Source organism: Streptomyces sp., from assembly GCF_019510245.1.
In the GTDB taxonomy this organism is placed as follows: Bacteria; Actinomycetota; Actinomycetes; order Streptomycetales; family Streptomycetaceae; genus Streptomyces.
The window spans coordinates 23823-47203 of sequence record NZ_JAEKKT010000158.1 but is presented as its reverse complement, the minus strand read 5'-3'; the positions used below and the strand labels follow the sequence as shown (position 1 = coordinate 47203).

The following is a 23381-nucleotide window of genomic DNA, read 5'->3' as shown; positions in this document are numbered from 1 at the left end:
CGTGACATTAGTCACCGGTCTGCACGGTGATGAATTGGACTATGAAGCCTTCGAGTAGTCACGACTCGCCCCATGATGGCTCTGGTCTGCTTGTTTCCCATCTTTCGTTGACACTTTTCGACTGGGCGTGTCACCATCATCACCTATTAAAAGGGTGACGATCGATCGCTCCTCGCGGTCGGTCCCCGAAAGAGGACTGAACATGGCAGAACAGCCGAGGCGGAACGCCGACGGCGCACCGGTGGGACGGCGCGCGATGCTCGGCATGCTCGCCGCGGGTGCCGCGGGCCTCGCCGCCGCCCCGTATCTCCAGCGCGGGTGGGAAGGGTTCCTGGGCGCGGCTTCCCAGGTCGACGCGACCGGGCTGAGCGGCCTGCTCCCCAACCCGGGCGGCTTCCGGTACTACAGCGTGGTCGGCTCGGTGCCCCACAAGGACGAGACCGACTACGAACTGCGCATCGACGGCCTGGTCGACCGGCCGAAGACCTACACGCTGCCCGAACTACGGCGGATGCGTCAGACGCGCGTCGTCGCCGACGTCCTGTGCACCGACGGGTGGCGAGTGGACGACACGCCCTTCGAAGGCGTGTGGCTGGCAGACCTCCTCGACGACGCGGGTGTGCGCTCCGCGGGCGCGGCCATCAGCTTCTCCTGCTTCGACGGCGCCTACACCGAGAGCCTCACCCTGGAGCAGGCCCGCCGCTCGGACGTCCTGGTGGCACTGAACATGCAGGACAAACCCATCACGCACGAGCACGGAGGGCCGGTGCGTCTCTTCGTCGCTCCCATGTACTTCTACAAGTCGGCCAAATGGCTGTCCGGCATCACGGTCACCGACAAGGTGATCCCCGGATTCTGGGAGGAGCGCGGATATGCGGTCGACGGCTGGCTCGACGACGCCGACCGGCACGGCAAGGCGGCCTGAACCGTCCGGACGGGTCCGCCGGTTCGGGCCTGCCCAGCGCATGGTCCACCGGGCGACCGGCTGGCTCATGCTGCTGGTGCTGGCCACCGCCGCCTGCCTGTACTTCGCCCCGCTGGCCCAGTTCGTCGGCCGCCGCGACCTGGTGGCCGCCGTCCACGAGTGGTCGGGCGTCTGTCTGCCTGTTCCCCTGCTGCTGGGGCTCCTTTCCCGGGAGTTCCGCGCGGACCTGCGCAGGCTGAACCGCTTCGCGGTCTACGACCGGCAGTGGCTGAGGGCCGTCCGCCAACGGCGGAAGTCGCCGCAGGCGCGTCCGGCCGGCAAGTTCAACGCGGGGCAGAAGATCTACGCCGGGTGGATCGCGGGTGCCGTCCTGGTGATGATGTTCACCGGTCTGCTCATGTGGTTCATCGGCCTCCTGCCGTCCGTCTCCCGCACCAGCGCCATCTTCGTGCACGACATCCTCGCCTGGGTGATCGCCGTCGTCCTGATCGGACACCTGCGCAAGGCCTACCGGGATCCCGAGGCCAGGCTCGGGATGCGGACGGGATACGTCAGCAGGTCCTGGGCGGCGCGGCACCACTCCCGGTGGCTCCGGGAGGACGCTCCCGAAGGCGCCGGCGACGAGGCGGACGGAACCTGACCCGGACTCTCAGCCGCGGGTGAGCCGGTAGTCGGTCATCCTGACGCGGCGGGTCCGCTGCCGGAAGGCGGTCGTGGTGTCGGGCCACAGGACCGTGTTGCGGCCCGACCGCGGATCCTGGTACCAGCTGCGACAGCCTCCCGACTGCCAGACGGTGCCGGCCATCCGGCCGCCGATCCACTCGTCGAAGGCCCGCTGGACCTCCGGCCGTACCTCGGCCGTGTCCGCACCACGCCGGCGCATACCGCGCAGGAGCGCCGCGATGTAGCGCGCCTGGGCCTCGATCATGACGATCTGCGAGTTGTGGCCGAGTCCGGTGTTCGGGCCGACCATGAGGAACATGTGGGGAAAGCCGGAGACGACGGTTCCGAGGTAGTACTGGGTGCCCTCCCGCCAGGCCTCGGCGAATGTCAGGCCACGGCGTCCGGTGACGTCGAAGCGCACGGTGTTCTGGGTGCCGAACCCGGTGCCGAAGACGAGGACGTCGGCGGCGGGTTCGGCTCCCGTCCGCACCGATCACGACTCCCGGCCCGAGGGCCTCGACGCCGCCGCGGCGTACTTCGACGTGGGCACGGGACAGCGCGGGATACGCGACACCGAGCCCGCTGAGACGGTCACCTCCAGTCCGGCGACGGGTCGGCCGACCGTGCCGGACCTTCGAGGTACTCGTCGCCCTCGGTGCAGCTGACGATCGAGGTGCCCTCGGTCATCCCCCACACGTTGCCGGGGTTGATGCCGGGCAGGCGCCTCCTGACCTCCGCGGTGAAGCCCTCGGGGACCGGCGAGCCACCCATGACGAACAGGCGCAGGGACGACAGGTCGGAGGCGGTGTCCTCGGCCTTGAGCAGGATCGGCCTGAGCATGGCCGCGACGCCCGCGAAGAAGGTGATGCGCTCACGCACCATCAGTTCGACTGCGGTCTCCGCCTTGAACTCCGGGGTGAACACACAGCATCCGCCGCCGGTGAAGAACCCGATGAAGGTGCGAGACCACACCGGTCGCGGGGAACATCGGAGCCGCGATGAGCGTCCGCTCGGCCGGTCCCGCACCCAGTCGCTCGCGCACGGTCCGCGCGTTGGCCAGCAGGTTCGCGCGGGTGTGCATGGAGCCCTTGGGCCTGCCCGTGGTGCGCGAGGTGTAGAGCAGATGTGCCACGTCCGCCGGCCGGTTCCGCAGGCCGGGCAGCGCGCCCGGATCGGTCTCGGCCGCCCCGGTGTCCGTCCGGGGGACGAGCACGCCGGCTGGGACGACGCGTTCGGCGACGGCGGCAGGGACGCGGGCGCCGAGCGGGCCGTCGAGGGCGTCGGTGAGGATCACCTTGGCGCCGCTGTCGGTGAGGACGTGGTCGAGTTCCGGACTGGTCAGCCGGGTGTTGACCAGCACGGCGACCGCGCCGGACAGCTGGATGCCGACGTACCCGACCGCGTACTGCCAGCAGTTGGGCAGCAGGACGGCGACCCGGTCACCGGGTGCGACACTGAGGTCCCGCAGCCGGCCCGCGGCGGCGGTCGCCCGCCGCAGCACCTCGGCGTGCCCGAGCCGGACCGCTCCGTCCACCAGGGCCTCACTCGCGCCGTGTTCGGCCGCGACCTCGATGAACATCCGGGGGAGGGTCTCAGCGCGCATCACAACTCCGTAAGCATCGACAGCAGCGGTGTGCGGGGTTTCGGCCGGTCGAAGACCTCGGTCCCGGGCGTCGTCGCCCGGGACCTCCGCGCACAGGGGGCTCGCAGACCCGGTGACTCCGGGCGGGCACACCCTGTCTCCGCCGACGTGATCTTACGTGTGAGTCTGCCGGTGCGGCACACCCGGGCGCATCAGGTGTCGTCCCGCAGGACGGTGAGTACCCGCAGGGCCTCCAGATAGATCCACACCAGGGTCGCGGTGAGGCCGAAGGCCGCCAGCCAGGACTCCTCGCGGGGCGCGCCGTAGGCGACCGCGTCCTCGACGTGCCGGAAGTCCAGGGCGAGGAAGCACGCACCGAGCAGGACGCCGGCGATGCCGAAGACGGCCCCGAGCCCGCCGCTGCCGAGTCCGAGTCCGTTGCCGGCGCCGAGGGCGGACAGCAGGAGGTCCGCGGCCGTCAGCAGGAGGAAGCCGGTGGCGGAGGCGAGCACGAAGCCGAAGAACCTCCGGGTGACACGTATCCAGCGCATCCGGTACGCGATCAGCACACCCGCGGACACGGCGAAGGTGCCGAGGACCGCCTGGACGATGACACCGGGGGCGACATATGTCGACGTCGCGTCCGAGATGACGCCGAGGAAGACCCCTTCGAACGCCGCGTAGCCGAGGATCAGGGCCGGGGACGGCGTGCGCCGGAAGGCCTGGACGAGGGAGAGGACGAAGGCGGTGACGGCGGCGGCGACGGCGATCCCGTAGGACCGGCCGAGGGCGTCCGGGTCGACGGGCAGCACCGCCCAGGACAGTGCCGCTGTCAGGACCACGGTCCCGAGCGTCGCCGCGGTGCGGACGATCACGTCGTCCATCGTCATCGTGGGCCGGCCGGCCGGGGATTCCTTGCGCAGGCTCGGACCACCAACTCGGGCGTACGGGTTGACGAGGAGATCGCCCGCGGGAGCGGCGTCGGCCGGACGGTCGAAACCCCGGCGGGAGAAGATCGGATTGCTGCTCTTCACGTGGCTCGTTCCTCTCGGTCCACCGCGGGTCGCGGAGGGACCCGCCGGGGGAGTGCGTCACCATTCTGACCGGTGACGACAGAGGGAGCAAGCAGATGTCACCCCTCGGAAAGGTGACGACAATCTCGCGGCGGCAGGGAACCGACGCGCGCCTGCGGTAGCTTCTGCTCCCCGAGCACACGGGAGTTCCCGCCGCCGGAACACGTGGCGACCGCCCTCGTACGGCTGCGGGTGCACACGTGCCGATCCCTCAGGAGGACGAGAATGAACCGCTCCGCCCACGCGTACTGGCTCCGCTCGCCGGGCCACGGTGAAATACGTGAGGTGACCCTGCCGGAGCCCGGCGAGGGTGACGTGGTGGTGCGCGCACTGTGGTCCGGCGTGAGCCGGGGGACCGAGACGCTGGTGTTCCGCGGCGGTGTGCCGCACAGCCAGTACGAGGTGATGCGCGCTCCCTTCCAGGAGGGGGACTTCCCCGGTCCGGTGAAGTACGGCTACCTCAGCGTGGGCGTCGTGGAGGAGGGTCCCGCGGAACTGACCGGCCGCACGGTGTTCTGCCTGTACCCGCACCAGAGCCGCTACGTGGTACCGGCGAGCGCGGTGACCCCGGTGCCCTCCCGGGTGCCGGCCGAACGGGCCGTGCTCGCGGGGACGGTGGAGACCGCGGTGAACGCGCTGTGGGACGCCGCGCCGCTCATCGGCGACCGGATCGCGGTGGTCGGCGGCGGCATGATCGGATGCTCGGTCGCCGCGCTGCTCGCCCGCATCCCGGGCGTACGCCTGCAACTGGTCGACGCCGACCCGGCGCGCGCGAAGACCGCCGAAGCGCTCGGCGCGGGCTTCGCCGCACCCGCCGACGCCCTCGGCGACTGCGACCTCGTGGTCCACGCCAGCGCCACCGAGGCCGGACTCGCCCGCTCCCTGGAACTGCTGCGGCCCGAGGGCACGGTCGTGGAACTGAGCTGGTACGGCGACCGGAAGGTCACCCTCCCGCTCGGCGAGGCCTTCCACTCCCGCCGCCTGACCGTCCGCGGCAGCCAGGTCGGCACCGTCTCCCCGGCCCGCGCCGACCGCAGCTACGCCGACCGGCTCGTCCTGGCCCTCGACCTGCTCACCGATTCCGCCCTGGACGCCCTGATCACCGGCGAGAGCGGCTTCGAAGAACTCCCCGCCCTCATGCCGCGTCTCGCCTCGGGCGAGGTACCGGCCCTGTGCCACCGCATCCGCTACTGAGACCGGCCGCCTGCGCCGGGCAGCGCCCGGCCACCGAGACGCCGCAGGCGTCCCGAGCGCGGCGGCGCGCCACCGCGGGGCGGCCGCCGCTCTCCGCCCGCCCCGATCCGGGCGGCCGCGTTCCGCCCGTCGGTTCGGCCGCCGCCGACCGCTCGTGCCCGTCCTGGCGGTGTGGCGCAGGACACGGGAACCGGCCCGGGGCGGCGGAGAGAAAAAGAGCGTGAGGCATACAGAACCCAGTGAGTCGTTGCGGGCGCGCGTGCGGGCGGGGGACCGTGACGCGTTCGCCGACCTGTACGACCAGAACGCCCGCGCGGTCTACCGGCATGCGCTGCGGCTGACCGGCAGCTGGCCGGAGGCCGAGGAAGTGATGTCCGAGACCTTCCTCGGCGCCTGGCGTACCCGGGAGACGGTGGATACGGAGGGCGGTTCGCTCACCCCGTGGTTGCTCGGCATCGCGACGCACAAGGCGCACAACGCCAACCGCGGTCTGCGCCGGCGTCTCGCCTTTCTGGCGCGCAGCCCGGAGCCCCGGCCGGTGGAGGACTTCTCGGACGAGACGGCCGGCCGGGTCGACGACGCCCGCCGCCTCGCGCTGGTCCACGACGCCCTGCGCCGACTGGGTCGCGCGGACCGTGAGGTGATCGCTCTGTGCGTGGGCGCCGGGCTGGACTACCAGCAGGCCGCCGAGGCGCTGGGCATCCCGGTCGGCACCGTGAGGTCGCGGCTCTCACGGGCCCGGGCGCGACTGGCCCGGGCCAGCTCCGGTCCAGTGCCGCGAAATGATGTGGAACGGCGTGGCCGTCACGGAGAGAAAGAGAGTGAGGCCGCGTTCGCGGCCCTTTTCCTGCAGGAGGAAACCCGATGAACGCCGACCGCCGGCACGCCGCTTCTGCCCGTAGTGAGGCAGAAGAACTGCTGGCAGCTTCGGCCGACTGGGACCTCTCGCCGAGCCGCCGTCTTCACTACAAGGACATTCTGATGCAGCAGATCGACCACGACCTGAGCCCCTCCGGCGAGACGTCGCCCACTCCTTCCCGCCGCCGGCTGCCGCGCCCGGCCCTGGTGTTGCCCGCCGTGTCACTGGCCCTGGCCGGTGCTCTGGTCGTCACGTTCTCCGGCGGCGGCCACGGCTCCGCCCCGGCGGCCGGGTCCACCGGTTCCGTACCGGCCCGGTCCGGCAGCGCCACCGTCACCCTCGGCCGGATCGCCGACGCGGCCATGAAGACGGACACGTCGCCGGTGAAGGAGAACCAGTTCGTCTACGTCCAGCGCCTGGTGCGTGAGAACAAGGGGACCCTCGGCGGTCCGGTGGTGCTCGGCGCGGCGCACAAGGACGAGGTCTGGCTGGCTCAGAAGCCCGGTCGCGTGACCACCGTCGGCTGGCTCCGGTCGAGCGGCAAGGACGCCCAGATGCCTGGTGAGTTGGGGCCCATGACGACCACGTCTCCCGTGGGACCCGGTCTGTGGTACCCCACCTACGCGTGGCTGGCCTCGCTGCCCACCGACCCGGACGCTCTGCTCAAGGTGCTCTACGCCCAGACCACGGTGGACAAGGGCGACTCGAAGGACGAGGCCGTCTTCAGGACGATCAGCGACCTTCTGGGCAGCGCGATCATGCCGCCCGCGAACGCCTCCGCCCTGTACAGGTCCGTCGCGAGGATTCCCGGCGTCACCTGGATCCCCGACGCCGCCGACGCGGCCGGACGCCACGGCATCGGCATCACCCTCAGGGCCGCCGGTTCCGCGACCCGGTCCGTGCTGATCTTCAACAAGGACACCCTGGCCTACACCGGCTCGCAGGACTACTTCACCAACGGCGGGGCCAAGGCCGATGCCAGGGGTACGACGGGCGACGTGCTGTTCGGCATCGACGCCGTCATGGCACGCGGTGTGGTCGACCGGCACGGCGAGGTACCCGCGAAGACCGCCGGCTAACCGCGGGTCCCGCGTTCGCCGCCCCCTTGGGAACCGGTCGTCCAGGCAGCTCCGGCTCTCTGTGGCAGGACTCACGTGAACGTTTCTCCGCGCCCACGACGTGATCGGGAGTGAGCAGGACGAGGAGTGGGACGACGTACGGTGACGGGTTGTGAAACGGTGAGTGAGCCGACCAGGGATACGACGACGGCCACGCCCGGCGGCCTGCCCGGCCCGGACGCGGACCTGTCCCAGGTGCTCGAACGCTTCGAGCACGCCGGTCACCGCGACCCCGCGGCCGCCTGGAACGCCTTCACCGGCACCTGGAACTGGGCCGCACTTCTCGACACCGCTCCTGTCCTCGCCGACGGTGACCCCCGTCCCGCCGTCCGGTCCGTGGCGGGAGGCTTCCTGCTGTCCGGACGATGGCGGCGGCCGACGGGCGGGAGCTCCGAATGGCTGGCCCTGCCGCTCGGTGCGGACCGGCGCCAGTGGCGGGAGTGTTCGGCGGAGGGCGACCGGAACCTCTTCGTTACGAGTCCGAGGCATTCGAACTCACCGACATGTACGTGCGGACGGGGCTCGCCACACACACGGCCGGGACGGCGTTGCGGGCGGGCGACGCGGGCTTCGTCCGTGTCGCCGTCACGGCCATGGCGCTCGGTGCGGCCCGCCGCCTCACCGACGTGGTGGCCGCGCTCGTGCCGGCCGCCACGGCCGACGCGTGCCCGGAGGCCATGGCGACTGCCGACGTGGCCGCCGAACTGTACGACGAACGGACCGTCCTGGCGGCCGCGGTGCGGGGCATCCCGGCTGCGGGACACGCACGCGCTTCTGCCGTGGCGGAGCCCGCGGCGACCCTGCTGGCCCAGGTCGGTACCAGGGTGCGGCACGTGGTCGTGGCCGCGTACGAACAGACCCTGCCGCTGACGGGATGGGACGGCGTGAGACAGGCAGACCGTGTGGTGCGGCTCGTCGAGGACGCTGCTCCGGTCCTTCAGTGCATGCGCTTCGCGACCGAACGCATGCCTCCCGTCGGCGATTTGGTGGAAGGTCCGACACAGTGACGACTGTCGCCTATCAGGGTGAACCCGGGTCCAACTCTGCCGCGGTCGCCGGGAAGTTGTATCCGGCCTGCGGTGAACTGCCCTTCACGAGTTTCGAGCAGGCTCTCGACGCCGTCACGCTCGGTTTCGCCGACGTCGCGGTGATCCCGGTGGACAACTCCGCGGCCGGACGCGTCGCGGACGTACACCATCTGCTGCCGACGTCGGGACTGTTCATCGTCGACGAGTACTTCCTGCCGATCCGCTTCGACCTGATGGCGTTGCCCGGCACCTCGCTCGGTGAGGTGGAGTTCGTCCGCAGCCATGTGCACGCGCTGGGGCAGTGTCGCAAGGTGCTGCGCGAGGGCGGCTGGCGCACGCTGGTCAGCGACGACACGGCGGGGGCGGCACGTGAGGTGGCGGAGCTGGGGGATCCCCGGCACGCGGCCCTCGCCCCGCCCGCGGCGGCGGAGCTGTCCGGTCTGGAGGTGCTGAGGCCCGGAGTCGAGGACGACCCCGAGAACACCACGCGGTTCGTCGTCCTCTCGCGGGAGGCCGCAGCGCCGCCGACGACGGGCGTGCCGATGATGACGAGCCTGTTCTTCTGCGTGCGCAACATTCCCAGCGCGCTGTACAAGGCGCTCGGCGGGTTCGCCGGCAACGGGGTCAACCTCACCAAGATCGAGAGCTACCACCTGGGAGCCGGGCTGAACGCCACCCGCTTCTACGCCGAGATCGAGGGACACCCGGGCGAGGACAGGGTCGGACTCGCCCTGCAGGAACTGCGCTTCTTCTCCACCGAGGTGCGTGTTCTCGGTGTCTACCCGGCGCACCCGTACCGGCTGGGAGAGCGGCCGGCCCAGCGTCCCCGGTGAGGGATCGTCCGCTACCGGCGCCCGGCGGGAGCGTGAACCTCCGGCCGGGGAGAACACGTCTTATCTGTGACGGGGCCCTGCTCCACTGCCGATGAGTGCGGTGGGGTGGGCGGCTCTGTGGCGGAGCCGTGCCGGGTCCCCTCTCCTGAGTGACAAGCTCCCGCCGCCCCACCCCCGCGGCGGACCGGGGCGGCCGTCGCAGCCGAATGCGCTTCGGCGGCCGCCCCACTGGGTCCCGCATCCCGCGACCGGTTTCCGAACCGGTCGGCCGGTGTCGATGTTGCCGTACCGTCCGTCGAAGGGCTCGCGTTGAAAAGTAGTAACCCGGTGCTTCTGAGCAGGGGGTTCAGACGTCAGAGCGGTCGCAAGACGGCGGCGATGGACCCGTCGGCCCAGGCAGTCCTCGTGCGGCACCGGGTCCGGGCCGGTCATGGGGCGGACGTTGCGGACGCCACACCCTTGTCGTGGCTCGTCGCCGACCTCATGACGATGAAGGCGGTGGTGGCGCGAGCGACGACGGTGTTCGGTCTGACGGTGGTGACGGCGGTCCTGTCGTGGGCCTTGTCGCCGGTGCCGTCGGCGAATCGGGCCGGGCCTGCGTCCTCGCGGGCGGTGCCGCTGTCGTCGTCGCGGTTCTGGTGTTGCTCCAGTGCCGCTTGAGCCGTCCCTCCGCCGTCCTGACCCTCGGGTACGGGATGGCTCAGGGCGTGTTCCTGGGTGTGCTGTCCGAAACGGCCTCGACGTATGTCTCCGGAGTCTTCGTCCAGCTGGTCCTGGGGACGATGGCCGCCTTCGCGGGCGTGCTGGTGGCCTACCCGGCCCGCTGGATACGTATGCCCGACCGGGGGCACGGCTTCGTCTGTGCCGCCGTACTGGGTGTGATCATGCTGATCGTGGCCGATGTCCTGCTCGCCCCGTTCCTCGGTGCCGAAGGCCTGGGCTTTCGCAGTGTGTTCGGCGGTGTCACCTTCGGAGTCATGGGCATCGTCGTGGCCACGCCGTTCATCGCCGTCTGCTTCAAACAGGTCGAGTACGGCATCACCCACGGCGCTCCCCGGCAGGAATCGTGGGCTGCGGCCTTCGGGGTGACCCTGACACTGGTGTGGCTCTATGTCGAGACCTTGCGGCTGATCACGCTCGTTCCCGCGGAGGACGTCTGACGCGGACTCCCGGGAGAATCGGGATCGGCTAAGCTGAAAATCGTTCTTGACGCGTGATTCGGATATTCCGGACCGCGACGGCGGTGGTTCTGCGCTCGACCGAGGAGGACGCCCGTCTGCGGATCGTCAGCGGGCTCCTGATGGGTGCCGCGGCCGCCGTGCTCGCGACCGCGGCCGTCCTCGCGGCGATGGCCGCGCACACCTCCTCCGATGCCGCGCCCCAGCGGGACATACCGGTGGCGGTCGAGGCGGGCACCGTATGCACGTCGCTGTCCGATCGGCGGTACGAGGTCTCGTGCGGCACGACCGCGTTCGGTGACCTCCGGTTCAATTGCACGAAAGGCACGCTCGGCAAGTGCCCCCGGACGACGGCCGTGACCCTGCGGAATATCGGCCGCAACCCCGTGAAGGTCGCCATGGTGAGCGGGCGGCATGAAGGGGACCGGCGTATTTCTCCGGCCTCTGAGGTCACTCCTGGTCAAACCGTGACACTGAGCATGCGCCCGGAGGAGAATTTCTTCTTCGATATTCTGCTGGGTTCTGTTAAATCAGGTGCAGGTTCCGTGCAGGTCGTGTCGGTCGCCTGACGGCAGGGCGGGTCGAGCCACCCAAAATGCTTGACCGTGCAACAATGTAGTAGCGTTCGCGTATGCGCATTCTCATGTTCAGCACCCCCATGCTGGGGCATGTCCTGCCGATGCTGCCCCTGGCGCGGGCACTGCGGAAGCAGGGACATACCGTCGCCTTCGCCGCGGCCGCGCAGCTCGCGCGCCCGGTCGAGTCCGAGGGATTCGCCCTGATTCCCGTCGGCCCGTCGCAGGAGGTCATGGTCGCCGAGGCGGTCCGCCGGACCCGCGGGGCCGGGGTGGGATCGCCGGCATTCGTCGGTGAGTACTTCGCCGGCGCTCGCCTCGACCTCAGTGTGGACGAGGCCCTCGTCGGCACGAGACAGTGGGCGCCCCATGTGATCGTTTCGGAACACTGCGACTACGTGGGGCAGTTCGTCGCCACGGCGCTCGACCTGCCGTCGGCGGTGATGGCCATCGACCCGGCGCTGGAACCGGACGTACTGGACGCCCTGGCCGCCAGCGCGCGCTCCCGCTATCTGGAACGCGGCATCGAACCGCCGGCCCACGCGCCCTCCGGACGTTGGCTGCTGGACCTCTGTCCGCCCAGCCTGCGCCGCGACGGCACATTGCCGGGAATGGAACACAGGGCGCTGCGGCCCGAGCCCCATCAGGCTCCCGAGGGGACCCCGCGCGCACGGCGAGCGGCGCTGACCGGCCGGCCTCGGGTGCTGGTCAGTTTCAGCACCTCCAAGCGGGAGCCGGAGAAGCTCGGTTCGCTGCTCAGATCGCTCAGTACGCTGGACGTCGACCTGGTGGCGACGGCGTCGGGAGACGCGTCCGTCGACGGCTTCGGGCTGGATCCGGACCGGGTGGAACTGGTCGGCTTCCTGCCCGCCGCGGAGTTGCTCGACGGGGTGTCGGTCGTCGTGCACCACGGTGGCTCGGGCACCACGTTCGGCGCGGCGGCGCGCGGTGTCCCCGCCGTCGTCGCACCGAGCACCCCCGGTCAGCTGCGCCAGGCCCACCGCCTGGAGGCCTCGGGAGCCGGACGGGCCCTGCCCATGGACGAGGCGTCCCCGGAAGCCGTCACGGCCGCGGTCGGGCTGGTGCTGTCCGATCCCGTCTACGCCAAGGAAGCGCACCGGTTGCGCGAGGAGATAGCGGCGATGCCGTCCGCGTCCCAGGTGGCCGAGGAACTCGTCGCCGCGGCCGGGTGACCGGCGGCGGGACATGGCCGGCACGGCCCACCCCGCCCTCTTGCCGGCAGCACCACGGACGGCGGCCGCCCGTCGAGTACTGGCGCGGCGCCACGCAGCCGCTGCCTCAGGGAATGCCGAAGGCGCCGACGGACCTCAGGCCGCAGCGGTGGGCGGTGTCAACGCCTCGTCGATCTCAGCAGGTTGTTGTACTCGAGTCTGAGGAGTTTCGCCGCCTGGCACGGCTTGTTGTTGGTCTTGCAGGACCTGCAGGCCTCGACATGTGCCTCGTGGGTGAGACGTGCCTGTTCCGTCAACTCGCTCTCCGACACCATGGCTGCCCTCTTCTTCCAGTGGCGGGGGTCGGGCAGACACCGGTGGTCGGCGCTGCCACGCGTGAGTGCATACCTTACGAGGTGCAGATGAGGTACATATCTCGCGGAGGACTCGTGACGGTACGTGTCACGCGGGCGGACGTGATGTCGGCCCCGTATCCCGCGGCCTCGGACTGGGTACCCGCGCAAGTGAACCTGGCGAGGCGCTGCTTCGTTTCCTGAATGAAGGGCTCTTGCCGTCCGGCCACAAACGGACAGCGGGTGGGGGACTGGTGTCCCGCCCTTTCTGTGGTGGTGCGGGCCTTCCTACGCGCCGTGGCGTACGCCTCCCCCGGGCTCACGTCAGCCACAGCGCCGGCGGCCCTGTCGTGATGTCTGCCGACATCCCACGACAGGGCCGCCGGCGTCGGTGTGTCAGTTCGGAAGCGTCCACTTCTGGTTGGCGCTGGCGGCACAGTCCCAGATCTGCAGACGAGTTCCGTCGGCCGAACTCGGGCCCGTCGCGTCGAGGCAGCGCCCCGACTGCGGGTTGACCAGTGTGCCGGAGGTTCCCGGCTGCCAGCGCTGGGATCCGGTGCCGTTGCAGGTGTAGAGCTGTACCTTCGTCCCCTTCGCCGTGCCGGCGCCGGTGACGTCCATGCACTTGCCCAGCACCTTGAGGCTGCCGTCGGCCGCCCTGGTCCAGGTCTGCGCCGCGCTGCCGTCGCACGTGCCCAGTTGGATGGCGGTGCCATTGGCCGTGCTCGCTCCGGCGTCGTCGACGCACTTGCCGCCGTAGCCCACGATCCGTCCGGTCGGCTCGGCAGCCCGCTTGGCCCCCCACCAGTTGATGTTCTCGCCGCCCGTCACCTGCTGGAGCTGCACGGTGTGGTACGTCCCCGACGAGAACTGGAAGGAGCCCGCGTCCACGGTCTGCCAGGTCTGCCAGCCGCCGGTGTCGGGCACGTCGACGACGGGCCCGGCGACACCGTCGACGACGAAGCGGATCTGGGCGCCGCTGTTCGGCGTGGCGACGCGGACGGTGAGGTTCTCGGTCCCCTGCATCGGCACCTCCTTCCACTGCAGCCATTCGCCCGCGGCGACACTGCCGACGTTCCATCCGCCGCCGGTGTCAGTGGCCGGCTGTACGTCCAGGTCGTCGCTGCGGTAGACGTTCCACAGGTTGCCCGTGGTCGTGTCGTTGACCGTGTCCGCCGACTCGGCCTGGACCACCATGTCGTCGGGGAAAGGGGTGTTCGAGTAGCGGCGCAGGATGTTGATGTTCTGGTTCGGGTAGTCGCGCTGTGTGGTGGCGTACGGCGCGTTGCGGGTACGCCACAGGCCCGCGCCCTCCTGCCAGTCGGTGAATCCCTCCACCAACGTGATCTTGTTACCGCCGTCGACGGTGGACTCGAGGTTGCTGACCAGGGTCTGTCCGTGATTCGGGTCGATCACCATGTTGGTGGTGCCCGTCACGAAGTGGAAGCCGGGCACCGCGACGCCGTAGGACGCGCCGTTGAAGGTCTGGTTGGTGTACGACGGGCTCGGCACCCCGAACCAGCTGTTCGCCCCGTTCGCGACGGCCGACACCGCGGAGTCGTTCTTCAGCCAGCTGTTGTCGACGACGAAGTAGGGGTTCTGGCCGAACTCGGACTGCGCTTGTGAGCGGACGTACTGCAGCATCCTCGCGGAGTTGCCGTTGCCCTGGTCGGTGAAGGCGTAAGTGTTGTCGGACCAGAAATAGACGACCGGCTGCCCGCTCACCTTGTACAGGAGGTTGTCCGGCACGGTCTGGAAGTACGACCTCAGGTCGTTGTCCCACAGGTACTGGTAGCCGCCTTCGCCGGAGCCGTCCGTGTCTCCCATGTCGAAGAGCGGTGAGTAGCCGCCGGCATGGTGCTTGACCTGGTTCTTCTTGTCGGTCATGGACGCCGGTATGTCGTCGAACGCGGAGATCTTCAGCTTGTCCGCGTAACCCCCGCGGTTGATCGCGTCCACCAGACCGGCGAGTGCGCGCGGGTCTCCGCCCTGGTTCGGGACGGCGGAGCCGGGGATGTACCCTCGCGTGTCCACCGCCACGAAGTCGACGCCGGCGGACACCAGTTCCTCGACATAGTTGTCCCAGAACTGAGGGGTCGTGCCCCGGGCCGCCTCATAGAGGGGAAAGTTGTAGGTCTGGCTGCCCTGGTTCTCGTAAGGGCCACCGGCCAGTGTCGTGGTGTCGAAGCCGAAGGTGACGCCCAGCGATCCGGTCCTGCCGGCGGCGCGGCGACAGGACGGACCCGCCCGTGTCGATGACCACGGATGTCGTGGCGGCCCCGGCAGAACCGGTCAGCGTGGCCGCCAGGCCGATTCCGGCGGCGGTCATCATGACCGCGAGGGACGACAGGAGTTTCCTGCGATGCCGGCCGCTCCGAACACGTATGCCCATGTGTGCAAGCTCTCTCAACAGTGGGTTTCCAGAGGGCGGTTCGCCCTCTGGGAAAGGGGCTCGCCCGTCGCCGCGCAGATGGCGGGGAAGACACATGTGATCTTGCCATGCCGTCGGCGACTGGCCGGTCCGAGTGTGCGCTCCCAGGCGTCGGCGAAGCCGTCCGTCCACCGCCGGTTCACCGGGAGATCGGCTTCCGGTCGCGACTTGACCTGCGCGTTCAGTCCTGGACAGACACTTGATCCTCGTTTGTCATTTCGTGTCTGCCCGGCCGGAAGCGCCGCTGCTTAGCGTCGTTGTTGCTTGAACAATCAATCCGAAAGAGTTCCCATGTGTAACAACGGTGACAACCCGACGGCAGAACCGACCGGGCACAACCGACGAGGATTCCTGCGCAATGCCGCACTGGCCGGTGCGGGGGCGGCGGTCGTAGGGACCGGGGCCTCCGTGATCGGTGCGTCGCCCGCGTCGGCCGCGGACGCCACCAAGACCGGCAGGATCGGCAAGTGGAATCCGGATCCGACCTCCCTCCAGTTCACGGTCGCGGTCATGCCGGACACGCAGTTCCTCTACTGGGGCAGCCAGGACAGCGTCAACCGGACGCCGCAGGAGGAGTCGTTCCGCTACATCATCGACAACAGCGGGAACCCCGACCTCAACATCGTGTTCATGGCACACCTCGGTGACATGACGCAGGACGCCGACCCGTCGTCGTTCGAGCAGGTCGACAGGGCGTTCGCCCTGCTGGACGCGCACGGCGCCGCGTACAGCGTGGTGGCCGGAAACCACGACCTGAGCGGCGACGACACCCGTGGTGACACGACGTACCTGCAGACCATGGGCCCGCGCCGGTTCAAGCACTCGAAGACGTTCGCCGCGGCGGACGCGACCGGCTACAACACCGCGCACATCTTCCAGGCCGCCGGCCGCTCCTGGCTGCTGCTGGCCCTGGACTGGCGCACCACCGACCAGGGCTTCGCGTGGGCCGACGAGGTCATCAAGGCCCGCCCCAAGATGCCCGTGATCATCACGACGCACGACATGGTGTGGTCGACCTACGATGACAACGTTTTCCCCTACGAGTCCGGGGACCCGGAGAACAACGCCGGGCTCTCCGACCACGGCCAGACGGTCTGGGACAAGCTGGTCGAGGACAACGACCAGGTCTTCCTGACCGTCAACGGTCACTACTGGCCGCCCGGGCGTACCACCAAGAAGAACGCCGCCGGCAACGACGTGCACATGCACATCGCCAACTACCATAACCGCTACTTCGGCGGTGGCGGCATGATCCGGCTCTACCACTTCGACCTGGTCCGCAACACGATCGACGTCGAGACGATCAACCCGTGGATCCTGGCCCAGGACCCGGAGTCCCGCCACGAGCTGGCGGCCGAACTCGCCCGGGTCAGCGGCCCGGTCGACAACTTCTCGGTGCCGATCGACTTCAAGGAGCGGTTCTCCGGCTTCGACCCCGTTCCGGTGCGTCCGGCCCGCCCCGCGGCACGGGAACTGGTGAAGGGCACGCTGGCGTACTGGCGCTTCGACGGGCAGGGTGCCCCCGGCACGGCACTCGCCGAGGGCCAGCGGATCCACGACCTGTCGGGCAAGGGCAACGACCTGACGGTGGTGAATGTCCCGGGCAGCGCGGCCGACGCGCTGACCTGGTCCGCCGACCATCACCCCGACCAGCCCGGCCACGCCAGCCTCCAGTTCGTCGGCGGCCGCAACCCCGTTCACGGCGCGTATCTGACCACCGGGGCGAAGGCTCCGCTGAACGCCGAGACGTTCAAGACCGGCTACACCATCGAGGCGTTCGTCAGGATGCCGCTGGACTGGGACGCCGGAAAGAACGGCAACGCGTCGTTCCTCAGCCGCCGTGGTTCGGCCGGTGCCGCCGGCAAGCACGGCAGGAACACCGACCCCAATGAGCCGCTGGCCCAGTTCGCCATTACGAACAACGGCCGTGAGCCGCAGTTCAACCACTACCCGACGAACGACACCTACCCGACGACCAACTGGGGTCACGGCCTGGTGGAGCTCAAGTGGTGGCATCTGGCCGTGGTCAACGACGGCCGGTTCACGAAGCTGTACGTCGAGGGCGCGCCGGTCGTCGACAACCCGAAGCGCCTGTCCGTCGGGCTCACCTCGCTCGGGCTGCCCTGGCTGGTGGGCGGTCACGAGTACGCGGGCGCCGTTGACGACCGGAGCCGGGACGTCGATCCGTTTCCATGGATGGTCGGTCGTCCCGCTGGGTGACGTCTGGGTCAGCCCCGGGGCCGGCCATCGCTCAGGCGGGCGAGAGGATGCGTCACCCGACGGCCGCTGTCGCGCCGGCGGGTGACGCGTGCCCAAGTCTTCGGGGCGGTTCGCCTACTTTCCTGCAGTTTTCTGCGGACGCAGAGACGAGAACGCGGCCCGGAGTTCCTGCGTGAAGATGCCTGGGACCTCCCAGGCCGCGAAGTGACCTCCGCTGCTGACCTTGTGGTAGTAGAAGAGGTCGTGGTACGCGCGTGACGCCCAGCTGCGCGGGGCCTGGTAGATCTCGCCGGGGAAGACCGTGATGGCGGCAGGGAGAGACACCGACACGGCGTTGAAGTTGTTGGCGTTGTTCTCCCAGTAGAGCCGGGACGAGGAGACCGCGGTGTTCGTCACCCAGTAGAGGGTGATGTCGTTGAGCATCTCGTCCTTGGTCAGTACGCGTTCGGGGTGGCCGCCGCTGTACGTCCATGCCGCGAACTTGTCGTACATCCAGGCGGCCAGTCCGGCGGGGGAGTCCGTCAGCCCGTATCCCTCGGTCTGGGGCCGGGTGACCATCATGGCCGAGTAGCCGGAGCCGGTCTTGTAGAAGGTGGCGAGCTTGTTGTACGCGGCCAGCTCGTCGGGGTCCAGACCGGCCGGCGCGGAGTAGCCGCATTGAAGCCTCTGCGCGATGTCCGGGGGCACGGTGGCGGGGAAGTTGACGTGGATGCCGAGCAGCCCCGGGGGCTTCTGCACCGCCATCTTGTCCGAGACCACGGCGCCCCAGTCGCCGCCCTGGGAGACGTAGTGGTCGTACCCCAGCCGGTCCATCAGCACGGCCCAGGCGCGCGCGATGCGGTCGGGGTTCCACCCGGTGGTCGTCGGCCGCTCGGAGAAGCCGTAACCGGGCATCGAGGGGATGACGAGGTGGAAGGCGTCCTCGGCGCGGCCTCCGTGTGCCGTGGGGTCACTGAGCGGTCCGATGACCTTCAGGAACTCCAGGATGGAGCCGGGCCAGCCGTGGGTCAGGATGATCGGGAGGGCGTTCGCGTGGCGGGAGCGGACGTGGATGAAATGTATGTCCAGTCCGTCGATCTCGGTGATGTACTGCGGCAGGGCGTTGAGCGTGTCCTCGATGTTCCGCCAGTTGTACTTCGTCCCCCAGTACTGGGTGAGTTCCTTCATCGTGGCGAGCTGGACGCCCTGGGACTGGTCCTTGACGGTCTCACGGTCGGGCCAGCGTGTCGCCATGATCCGCCGGCGCAGGTCCCTCAGGTCCTGCTCCGGAATGTTCACGCGGAAAGGGCGGATGCTCTGCCTCTCGCTCGCCGAGGCCGGCTTGCCCGAGTCGTCCCAGGCTTGCAGTCCCACAGCTCCGGTGGCCGCCACGGAAACCGCGGCGGCCGACGTGGAGAGGAATTTCCGACGGGAGTACGAGCTGAGACATGCGGGCATGACGGATCTCCCTGCAATCATTCCTGAGTTCGGAGTTGCGGAGTGTGGGGGGAGGGCGCGCTTCCTCCATGAGCCTTCTGCTCATGGGCGCGAACTGGGGTTCGCGCTGAGCGAGTTGCTTCACCGCTGGTGAACCGAGCCAAGCTCGCGGTTTCGAGCTTGGATTCGCGTGGCACCGAGGCGCTCGTGCGACTCAAAAGGGTCATTACTATCTGTAACGGTATCTTTCTCTGTGTGAGTGCGCAACTCGCGCGGCTTCTGTCGATGGGCTCGGGTGGACGCGCCCTGGGAACGCTGCTGCTCGTCTTCACCGTCGTGCAGGCACCGCAGGTCGGCTGGACGGCACCGCGTGCGCTGCTGTCCTTCGCTGCCGTCGTGGTGCTGCTGACCGCCTCGTGCTCGTCGAGCGGCGCTCGGCGGGCCTGCTCCTCGGGCTCGGGCTGTCGACGGCTGACGGGCGCCCTGGGTGGTCGGGACCGGAATCGCCCTTACCGGTCTTCTGATCTCGCTGACGGGTCTGCGCACCCGCCCCTCCCGGCAATCGCTCGTGGCTGTCAAGTCCGCGACGGAGGGCGCCAGTCAGGTCCCCTGATACCGACGGACGGCCCTTTAATTGACTGAACAAGTAATATGTGTTTAGGATCTTCTGCGGGTTCCGGTCAGCCGGGCAGGATCCGACGAGCCGCTCTCCGAGGATTGCCGAGTCCTGCGGCGGTCTGCCGCAGACTCTCACGACATCAGAACACGTGCCGCGTCGTGATGTCACCGTACGCGGAACAACCTGATTCACACACACTTCGCGGCTCACCGGACCGCAGCACAGCTCCGATCTCCTCACCACCGCGTCCGGAAGCTGACCGACAGCCCCACCCCCACGTTTTGACGACAGGAGCAGCACCATGACCGATCCGCTCGCCACGGAAGCCGCCCCGGTTGACTCCGGAAGCTCAGGCACCCTGCATCCCTTCGTGGCCGGCAGTCGGGCGGCCGGCGCGGTCCTGCCGGCTCCGCCCTACGAGCCGCCGACGCCGGTCGAGATCCGGGACGTCAGCGTGCCCGGACGGCACGGCGCTCCGGACTTCCGCGTTCGGATCTACACGCCGACCGGCCACGAGGGGAAGCTGCCCGGCCTGCTCTTCCTGCACGGTGGCGCCTTCATCCTGAGCCTTGTCGACTTCTTCGAGAGCCAGACCACCCGGATCGCCGCCGAAGTGGGCGCCGTGGTGGTCTCTGTGGACTACCGCGTCGCGCCGGAGGTTCCCTTCCCGGCGGGCATGGAGGACGGCTACGCCGCTCTCGAATGGATGGTCGAGCACGTGGAGGAACTCGGCGTGGACCCCCAGCGGATCGGCATCGCGGGGGAGAGCGCCGGCGCGAACCTGGCCGCCGCCGTGGCTCTGGCCGCACGAGACGGCAACGGACCGAGGCTGACGATGCAGTACCTCGGTCTGCCGGTGTTGGACGACCGCCTCGAAACGCCCTCGATGAACACCTTCGTCGACACTCCCGGGTTCAACCGGCGCAATGCGGAGGTGATGTGGGACAGCTATCTCGGCGGTACGAAGACGAAGCGCGGCGACGATGTCAGCCCCTATGCCGCTCCGGCCCGCGCCGAGGACCTGGCCGGGCTGCCGCCGACGTATATCGCGCTCGCCGAGTTCGATCCGCTGCGCGACGAGGGCTTCGCGTACGCCCAGCGGCTGATCACCGCGGGGGTGCCCACAGAGCTGCGCCACTTCCCGGGCGCCTCCCACGGTGTGTCCGAACTGAACCCCGACGCGGAGGTGAGCCGCCGCATGATCGCCGGACAGCTCGACGCGCTCCGACGGGGCCTGCACGGCGACGCGTCCAGCCCGTCGGTCTGATACCTCCTTCGCTGATCCTGACCGTCCGACGCGGCGTGACCGTCGCGCCGGACGGGCCTGCGCCCCAGAGCTCCACGGAGCGTCCGGCGGCGGTGTGCCGTGCCGAGGCCGACGCGGCAGGCTCCGCGCCGGTGACCGGCCGCCGGGCCGGCGCAGCGTCATCGGGCAGTCGGACCGGCCGACATCCCTGCGGTACCGGGATGGTTCACCGTCCGCTCGGACACCCGTGAACAGGCCGCGGTGCACTCCCGGCCGACGGCGCAGGACGACCGGTCCCGGCTGACCTCACGACGCGATGTCCGCCGCCGCGGCCTCGACCAGACCCGGCTGGAGGCGCCGGGCGGTGTCGATGTGGTCGGCCGTCCAGATGATGCGGACCGCCGTGGCCGTGGCCTGACCGCGCTCGTCGGTCAGATCACGGCGCAGGGACTCCACCAGCCGGTCCTCGGCCACGGGATTGCGGGGCAGTGGATCCGGAATGGCGGCGGCCCGGATCAGACCGTCCGCCAGGTCGCCGTACCAGCGGCTCACCCGACCGGCCGCGCTCAGGATGACGAGCCGCGCCACCACCCGGTCCGCCTCGGTGTCCCGCTCCTCGGTGCACTGCCACAGGCCCAGCACCGAGTCCGCGGCCAGCCGCAGCGCCACCACGCCCGTGACCAGGGTGCTCATGTCGGCGAGCGGCACCGGCTTCGCGCCGCGTTCGGCGAGGTAGTTGCGGAAGGCGTCGTCGAGACGCCGCGCCGACGCGGCTGCCGTACGGCCCTCCTCCAGAGCGGCATCCGCCGACGGGGCGGGGCCGGTGCCGCACCGGCCCAGCGCGTAGGCCACCGAGCCGGTCAGGTAGCGGGCTCCGTCGGTGTACGCGTCGGCGAGCGCCCGGTTCACCGCGGCCGTCGCGCCGCGGGGCCAGAAGAACAGGGCCACCAGCAGGCTCACGCCGCAGCCGATGGCGATGTCCTGGATCCGCAGCAGCACGATGTGCCAGTCCGGGATCATGCCGATGTTGAACAGGACGACCAGGGTGATGGTGAAGGACGCCTGACCGGCGGCATAGGAGATGACGGAAGGGGCGGTGCCGGCGAGCAGGACCGCGAAGGGCAGCAGGACCCACAGCAGCGCGCCGTGATGCCCGATCAGCTTCAGCAGCAGGGCTCCGATCAACGACCCCGCGACGGTGCCGGCGACCGCGCGGACGGCGTTCTGCCCGGTGCTGAGGGCGTTCGAACGCAGCACCGACAGGGTGCCGAGGAGCACCCAGAACGAACGCTCTACGCTGGTCAGATCGACGAGGGCGACCGCGATACCGAGGCCGAGCGCTCCCCGGAGACTGTTGTGCAGCCACACGGACTGGGGCCGGAGATGGGCAGCGGCCCGTTCGTGTGCGGAGGCCAGGGGCTCGGTGACGGCTCCGGGTTCACGTCCGAGGAGGCGATCGGTCCAGGAACGACGTTCGGCGGCCGCGGCACGATCCACGTTGCTCGCGATCTGAAGCGTCGCGAACCCCACCTTCTGCGCGTGGAACGACAGATCCAGGAACCCGATCACGGGATGCACCCGGGAGGGCGTGCCGGTGCCTTCCTCGTGCACGGGAAGCCGGACGCTGGCGCTGCGTTCCATGTCGTCCAGGGCCGCGCGCAGGTGGTCCGCGGCGGAGCGCAGCGCCGCGGGCGAGCTGCGCGGGGCGTCGAGCAGGGCGGCCGCCTCGTCCAGTACCGCGGCGGCGGCCCGCCGTACCTGGTGTGCGCTCACGTCGCAGGCCGGCCGGCCTGCGGCCGGAGGCGTGCTGTCGGCGAGGATCCGGCTGAGCCAGGTCAGTTCGTCGACCAGGCGGACGAGCGCCCGTGAGCCCGCGGACAGTCCCGTGGGCCGGTAAGGGGTGGCGTTGAAGACGGTGCTCAGGTCGTCCGCCGCGGCGGTGGTCTCGATCGCGGTGGCGCGGCAGCGGCTGCCCGGGGCGTGTGGCGCGCCGGCCGGCAGATCCGCCTCGTCCGACAGCTGTCTCGCGGCGGCCCGGCACACACGGGCGGCCGGTGCGCCGAGCGGATCCCTCGTCGGCCGGGGCCACAGCAGGGAGATGGCCAGCATGGCGGTCGCCGCCGCCAGTCCCGCTCCCGCCAGTCGTTCCGGGAGCTGGGACAGCGGTACCGGGGTGGCCACCGGGAGGATGAAGGCCAGGAGCATCGCGGTGGACGCGCCTGCCAGGACGGAGCTGACGACTCCGCAGAACAGCACGAGGAATGCGATGACGACGGTGACGACGGCCGCGAGCCAGATCTGGTGGGCGACGAGGGTGCCCAGGCAGATGAGGACGGCCCAGGCGACGGCCAGGCCGAGGTGTGCGCGCAGGCGCTCGGTCATGGGGCCGCTGAAGTCCACGAGCAGCAGCATCGAGAACGAGGCGAAGGAGGCGAAGGTGGCCACGGTGGGCGAGCCGATCACCTGGCTGCACAGGGCGTAGAGGCTGGGAATCACCAGGGCGGCGCGTCCGGCGCGCCGGGTCGCCGCCAGGTCCGGGTCGTGTGCGCGAAGCCATGAGAGGGCAGCTCCGAGACGGCTGCCGGGGGCAGAGGTCTGTACCAACGGCTCCTCCTGCTGACAGGGCACCCGCCTGGCCAGGAGCCTCTGGCAGAGACGATGGCACAGGATCACGACGCCGCTCCTGACCGTTGGGGGCGAGTTGTCCGGCGGTGCCGTCACGAGGCGGCGGATCCGTGCATATGAAGGACAGCGAGATACCTATACGACAGGTGTCGAAGTGGACGTGCGATACGTTGACAGTTGATCAACTCCTCAATACCGTTGACCGGTCAAGTGGCCAGTCCTGTCGGCATTGGGTTCCTGGCGATTCCACGCCCGGTCTCGCTGAGCGATC

General features: G+C 69.7%; 20 protein-coding genes and 1 pseudogene. 13 read left to right on the top strand and 8 right to left on the bottom strand.

Going from position 1 to position 23381, the window contains the following annotated elements; all coding sequences use genetic code 11:
- Window positions 1–202: 202 nt before the first annotated feature.
- Entirely contained in the window at window positions 203–925 is a 723-nt protein-coding gene (locus JF597_RS29725) for a molybdopterin-dependent oxidoreductase (protein WP_294002379.1), read from the top strand.
- Window positions 873–1565, top strand: a complete 693-nt coding sequence (locus JF597_RS29720; RefSeq protein WP_294002376.1) for a cytochrome b/b6 domain-containing protein — start codon at window positions 873–875, stop codon at window positions 1563–1565. Before JF597_RS29725 ends, JF597_RS29720 begins: the two co-directional genes overlap by 53 nt.
- Before the next feature lie 9 nt (window positions 1566–1574).
- Here the strand turns inward: JF597_RS29720 and JF597_RS29715 are convergent, their stop codons facing one another.
- From JF597_RS29715 to JF597_RS29700, 4 genes are all read right to left on the bottom strand, one after another.
- The gene (locus JF597_RS29715) at window positions 1575–2078 is read right to left on the bottom strand and encodes a hypothetical protein (RefSeq protein WP_294002375.1); all 504 of its coding nucleotides are present in this window, start codon (window positions 2076–2078) and stop codon (window positions 1575–1577) included.
- A gap of 101 nt (window positions 2079–2179) precedes the next feature.
- Window positions 2180–2512 (bottom strand): AMP-binding protein, encoded by a 333-nt coding sequence (locus JF597_RS29710; protein WP_294002374.1) that lies wholly within the window; start codon window positions 2510–2512, stop codon window positions 2180–2182.
- Entirely contained in the window at window positions 2460–3191 is a 732-nt protein-coding gene (locus tag JF597_RS29705) for a class I adenylate-forming enzyme family protein (protein WP_294002372.1), read from the bottom strand. The genes JF597_RS29710 and JF597_RS29705 overlap by 53 nt, the downstream gene beginning before the upstream one ends.
- A 191-nt stretch (window positions 3192–3382) precedes the next feature.
- On the bottom strand, window positions 3383–4204 hold the full coding sequence (locus JF597_RS29700; protein WP_294002371.1) for a Bax inhibitor-1/YccA family protein: 822 nt from the start codon (window positions 4202–4204) through the stop codon (window positions 3383–3385).
- 264 nt (window positions 4205–4468) lie between these two features.
- Here JF597_RS29700 and JF597_RS29695 point away from each other — a divergent pair, with 264 nt between their 5' ends.
- The 8 genes from JF597_RS29695 (at window position 4469) to JF597_RS29660 (ending at window position 12221) form a co-directional block, all read left to right on the top strand.
- Complete coding sequence (locus tag JF597_RS29695; protein WP_294002369.1) at window positions 4469–5437, top strand: zinc-binding alcohol dehydrogenase; 969 nt, start codon at window positions 4469–4471, stop codon at window positions 5435–5437.
- 247 nt (window positions 5438–5684) lie between these two features.
- Entirely contained in the window at window positions 5685–6305 is a 621-nt protein-coding gene (locus JF597_RS29690; RefSeq protein ID WP_294002439.1) for an RNA polymerase sigma factor, read from the top strand.
- A complete protein-coding gene (locus JF597_RS29685; protein WP_294002368.1) occupies window positions 6302–7375 on the top strand; it encodes a CU044_5270 family protein in 1074 nt (357 codons plus the stop codon). The genes JF597_RS29690 and JF597_RS29685 overlap by 4 nt, the downstream gene beginning before the upstream one ends.
- Window positions 7376–7917: 542 nt before the next feature.
- On the top strand, window positions 7918–8421 hold the full coding sequence (locus tag JF597_RS29680) for a hypothetical protein (protein ID WP_294002367.1): 504 nt from the start codon (window positions 7918–7920) through the stop codon (window positions 8419–8421).
- Window positions 8418–9275: a prephenate dehydratase gene (locus tag JF597_RS29675; RefSeq protein WP_294002365.1), complete on the top strand. Its 858-nt coding sequence runs from the start codon at window positions 8418–8420 to the stop codon at window positions 9273–9275. The genes JF597_RS29680 and JF597_RS29675 overlap by 4 nt, the downstream gene beginning before the upstream one ends.
- A gap of 554 nt (window positions 9276–9829) precedes the next feature.
- Window positions 9830–10435, top strand: a complete 606-nt coding sequence (locus JF597_RS29670) for a Bax inhibitor-1/YccA family protein (protein WP_294002364.1) — start codon at window positions 9830–9832, stop codon at window positions 10433–10435.
- A gap of 53 nt (window positions 10436–10488) precedes the next feature.
- Window positions 10489–11022 carry a hypothetical protein gene (locus JF597_RS29665; protein WP_294002362.1) on the top strand — a complete coding sequence of 178 codons (534 nt, stop codon included), beginning with the start codon at window positions 10489–10491 and terminating at the stop codon, window positions 11020–11022.
- Window positions 11023–11084: 62 nt separating this feature from the next.
- Window positions 11085–12221: a glycosyltransferase gene (locus JF597_RS29660; protein ID WP_294002360.1), complete on the top strand. Its 1137-nt coding sequence runs from the start codon at window positions 11085–11087 to the stop codon at window positions 12219–12221.
- Between the two features lie 158 nt (window positions 12222–12379).
- On the opposite strand, the gene JF597_RS29655 is transcribed toward JF597_RS29660, so the two are convergent.
- Together JF597_RS29655 and JF597_RS29650 are read right to left on the bottom strand one after the other, a co-directional pair.
- A complete protein-coding gene (locus JF597_RS29655) occupies window positions 12380–12535 on the bottom strand; it encodes a hypothetical protein (RefSeq protein WP_294002359.1) in 156 nt (51 codons plus the stop codon).
- A gap of 414 nt (window positions 12536–12949) precedes the next feature.
- Window positions 12950–14758, bottom strand: coding sequence for a DUF5010 domain-containing protein (locus JF597_RS29650; RefSeq protein ID WP_294002438.1), 1809 nt, complete (start codon window positions 14756–14758; stop codon window positions 12950–12952).
- Window positions 14759–15275: 517 nt separating this feature from the next.
- Between JF597_RS29650 and JF597_RS29645 the strand changes: the two genes are divergently transcribed.
- Window positions 15276–17204: a Tat pathway signal sequence domain protein gene (locus JF597_RS29645; protein WP_294002358.1), complete on the top strand. Its 1929-nt coding sequence runs from the start codon at window positions 15276–15278 to the stop codon at window positions 17202–17204.
- Window positions 17205–17318: 114 nt separating this feature from the next.
- Here JF597_RS29645 and JF597_RS29640 read toward each other — a convergent pair whose 3' ends face one another.
- Window positions 17319–18641, bottom strand: coding sequence for an epoxide hydrolase family protein (locus JF597_RS29640; protein WP_294002356.1), 1323 nt, complete (start codon window positions 18639–18641; stop codon window positions 17319–17321).
- 285 nt (window positions 18642–18926) lie between these two features.
- On the opposite strand from JF597_RS29640, the pseudogene JF597_RS29635 reads away from it, so the two are divergent.
- Both JF597_RS29635 and JF597_RS29630 read left to right on the top strand, forming a co-directional pair.
- Window positions 18927–19084, top strand: a pseudogene (locus JF597_RS29635) (MFS transporter); the annotation flags it as partial.
- Between the two features lie 456 nt (window positions 19085–19540).
- Window positions 19541–20506, top strand: coding sequence for an alpha/beta hydrolase (locus tag JF597_RS29630; RefSeq protein WP_294002355.1), 966 nt, complete (start codon window positions 19541–19543; stop codon window positions 20504–20506).
- A gap of 285 nt (window positions 20507–20791) precedes the next feature.
- Here the strand turns inward: JF597_RS29630 and JF597_RS29625 are convergent, their stop codons facing one another.
- Window positions 20792–23089, bottom strand: coding sequence for an FUSC family protein (locus tag JF597_RS29625; protein ID WP_294002353.1), 2298 nt, complete (start codon window positions 23087–23089; stop codon window positions 20792–20794).
- Window positions 23090–23381: the final 292 nt, after the last annotated feature.